Annotated in this window: 3 protein-coding genes and 1 pseudogene; 2 read left to right on the plus strand and 2 right to left on the minus strand. The window is 34.8% G+C overall.

Annotated elements, in window-relative coordinates:
• Both OZD66_RS00240 and OZD66_RS00245 read right to left on the minus strand, forming a co-directional pair.
• A pseudogene (locus tag OZD66_RS00240) lies at positions 1-368 on the minus strand (hypothetical protein); the annotation flags it as partial.
• Positions 344-1,858 carry an ankyrin repeat domain-containing protein gene (locus OZD66_RS00245; protein ID WP_182366970.1) on the minus strand — a complete coding sequence of 505 codons (1,515 nt, stop codon included), beginning with the start codon at positions 1,856-1,858 and terminating at the stop codon, positions 344-346. The pseudogene OZD66_RS00240 and the gene OZD66_RS00245, both read right to left, overlap by 25 nt.
• A 116-nt stretch (positions 1,859-1,974) precedes the next feature.
• On the opposite strand from OZD66_RS00245, the gene glpX reads away from it, so the two are divergent.
• Both glpX and OZD66_RS00255 read left to right on the plus strand, forming a co-directional pair.
• Positions 1,975-2,892, plus strand: a complete 918-nt coding sequence (gene glpX / locus OZD66_RS00250) for a class II fructose-bisphosphatase (protein WP_182366968.1) — start codon at positions 1,975-1,977, stop codon at positions 2,890-2,892.
• Between the two features lie 91 nt (positions 2,893-2,983).
• A complete protein-coding gene (locus OZD66_RS00255; RefSeq protein ID WP_182366966.1) occupies positions 2,984-3,316 on the plus strand; it encodes a hypothetical protein in 333 nt (110 codons plus the stop codon).
• The last annotated feature ends 46 nt before the right edge of the window (positions 3,317-3,362 follow it).

Genomic DNA, 3,362 nt, shown 5'->3' on the forward strand with positions numbered 1-3,362 from the left:
AAAAACATTCCTCTATTCGAATCCTTTCGTCGTGCTGTTGATTCTGCCTTCCTATGACCTGTTCGGACTATTATGAGAAATGCTATACTAACTGGAAACACTGTTGCCATAGGTTTATTACCAACATTTTTGTTACTATTACTAAGTCCTGTTTTATTTTCTTCTACGCTTGGCGCGGTAGTATTTGTTTTCCTTGTTACTATAGTAGGTGCTGTTACTACAGGCGTTTCATCCTTGTTTACTGCTGATTTGCGTGGTGCAATTCTTTCTTGATCGTTCTGTATTAGCACTGTCGCTGCTACAGAATTATTTTCTGCAACAGCAGTACAGAACGCATCATCTTTTAATTGTTGGTATAATCTGTACAATTCACTTCCAGGTTTAGCTTTGATTGCTCTGCATTAATATTTTGTAGTAGCATGCCTAGAATCTCAGCATTACTGTCATTAGTATAAGAAACAACAGAACATAATATAGATTTGTCTTCTTCAATTTTGCTAACGTAATACCTTCCTTCTTGACTGATTGCATTGATGATAGTCACTTCATTTTGTAAGAGAAATTTTATAACGTTCAAATTTTGATCTTTAATTGCATATTCTAGTACAGCATTTTTTTCACATTTGCTCTGAAGATTAATTCCCTTCCTTTTTAACCTTTTTTGCAAATCTTCAAAACTAGTAACTGTGCTATCCTGTTTTGTAACCCTATCTATATCAAGACACAGATTCCTAATGTCACCATCATTTAGCGTGGTTATATTACTGCCACTGAGTCCCGCTCCATTCTCTTCCACATTAAGTGTGTTTTGTTTCTTGTTTATTGCTGATCTAAGTATTGCAATTATTACATAATTTGAGAGGTATTTACAGTGATCAGAATTGTTGAAGTCCACTTTAAATTCAGAATCTATTTTAAGTTCTTCTCCAAGTGATAATTTCCTCTCTTCAATTATTTTTAGAAGATTTCTTATACCATCTTCTGGTATACCTGTCATATACTTTAAAAGTAACCTAACTTTTGGTAGATCATCATCTATAGCGGTACCAATTAGAACCTGAACTTTTTCTTCTCCAGTAAATCTTTTGTTATTCAAGAGCACCTTCATAATGTCAGTGTTCTCATTACAAGAAGCTTTATTGAGAGCCTCTAGTATTTTCGCATGATCTATGTAATCTAAAAATACCTCAAACTCTTGGACATTACCTTGAACAATAGCAGAACGCAAAGCGTTAAATTTTTCTTCTTCATTAAATTTGCCACTATCCAAGAGTATTCTTACAACGTCAGCTTGTTTTGTTATTGCAGCTATATCCAATATAGTCCTGGAAGCAGTATCTGTAAGATGGATTACAGTATCTAAATCTGTAAACAATTTTACAACATCTAGAAATACGCTACGATCGCCGGTAATATTGGACTCTCTTACAGCATTTGCAAACGAGTCAAAAATTGCCGGATTTGTTTCTTTTCCTTGTATTAGTTGCCCGTAAAGTACTTCAGCAGTCATACCAGGGTTTTTGCAGTTACTAGAATCTACTTTATTACTGTCTGTTTTATTTTCTTCTACATTAGGTACCTCTTCTTCCTCATTTATTGCTGCAGTTATTTGCTCTTGTTGAGGGGGTTCACACCCATTTTGGAGGAGAAAATCCTTAACGCGTGAGTTATCTTCTTCAGCTGCATGTTTTAGAAGTAGGTTCCCTAATGAATTGCCTCCTTCACATTCATCTTGAAAATTAACTTCTTTCCTTAACCTCTTTTTTAGTTCTTCCAAACTAGTAACTATGTTATCACGTCCTGTAATTCTATCTATATCTAGATAGAAATTTCTAACATCATCATCACTATATGCCATAACTATAATCCCACTACTATAATGCTTATATTATATCAACTCCCTAATAATCAGTCAAGAAATCTTGCAGTTTCAAGCAGCATGATATATATTAAATATAGTTCTTAAAGCAAATGATGGAAGATTTAGCCTATAAATTAGTTAAAGTGACCGAAGCTGCGGCGCTTGCTGCATATAAACTAGCAGGCTTCGGCGATGAAAAAAAGGCTGATCAGGTTGCAGTTGATGCAATGCGTACAGTATTAAATTCAATGGAAATAAATGGTACTATCGTAATTGGTGAAGGTGAGAGAGATGAAGCGCCGATGCTATATATTGGCGAGAAGGTTGGCACTGGAAATGGTCCTGAGATTGACATTGCTGTTGACCCACTTGAAGGCACTACGATTTGTGCTCATTACAAATCAGGGGCAATGTCCGTTCTTGCTGCAACGAAAAAAGGTAATTTTTTACATGCACCTGATGTTTATATGGAAAAGATAGCAGTAGGAAAAAATCTTCCAGAGGGTGTAGTCTCACTAAAAAATAGCATTGAAAAGAATCTAGACAATTTAGCCAAGGCAAAAAAATGCAAAGTGAATGATCTCGTGGTAACTGTACTTAAACGTGAAAGGCATGGTGAATTAATAGAGAAAATCAGGAAATTAGGAGCAAAAATTAAACTAATAGATGATGGTGATGTTGCGGCCATAGTTTCACTAGTAAATGGCAATCATGATATGTATATCGGTATAGGAGGAGCACCAGAGGGAGTGCTTGCGGCTGCAGCGCTGAGTTCAATCGGTGGGCAGATGGAGGGAAGATTGATATTTGGCACAGATCAGTTAAAAGAAAGAGCAAAAGATTTGAACATTCACGATCCAGAAAAAATCTACACCGTAAAAGATATGGCAAGAGGTGAATCAGCGTTCATTGCAACTGGAGTAACAAGCGGAGGACTTGTGGATGGAGTTAAATTGAATCATAATACCTGTTCAACTAGTTCTTTAATAATTCTGCCTAACAAGCTGATAAAGCTGCAAGTTATAAGTTAGGTTAATTATTTTTCAATACACCTAAATTTTAGCCTGACAATATACTAATACTAAAATATATTATTTTTATCTAAAAATTAAAGGGGGTATAATGTTAGGTTCATCACAGAATATTTCGCAAGAAAAATTAATTGTACAAGGAGTTCCTCAAGATAAGCATGGATTTGATGGTGATCCTGAAGTACAAATAATATTAGATGTTATAAATAAAGATAAAAAGGCAAATCTGTTTTATGAAATAGCAAAATATTATAGAGAAAATAAAAACATTTTCCTTTTTACTGCTATGCTACGAGACAAAGAACGGCTAAAAAAGATAATTGATATAATAGATAAGGAATGTAGTGTTCAAGCTAAAGAGCAATTCGTAAGAGGAATGAATAGTTATAGCTCTTTCCATAAAAGTCCGGATGTGATAGGATAAGGATAGATGATGATAAGGAGGTTGAATGCCAGCAGCATATAGTTAT

Source organism: Wolbachia endosymbiont of Drosophila baimaii (genome assembly GCF_028982185.1).
In the GTDB taxonomy this organism is placed as follows: domain Bacteria; phylum Pseudomonadota; class Alphaproteobacteria; order Rickettsiales; family Anaplasmataceae; genus Wolbachia; species Wolbachia pipientis.

What these genes read in the sequence shown, in the direction of transcription:
- OZD66_RS00245 (WP_182366970.1), bottom strand. Translation starts at nt 1,858, where the DNA reads ATGGCATATAGTGATGATGATGTTAGAAATTTCTATCTAGATATAGAT.
- glpX (WP_182366968.1), top strand. Translation starts at nt 1,975, where the DNA reads ATGGAAGATTTAGCCTATAAATTAGTTAAAGTGACCGAAGCTGCGGCG.
- OZD66_RS00255 (WP_182366966.1), top strand. Translation starts at nt 2,984, where the DNA reads ATGTTAGGTTCATCACAGAATATTTCGCAAGAAAAATTAATTGTACAA.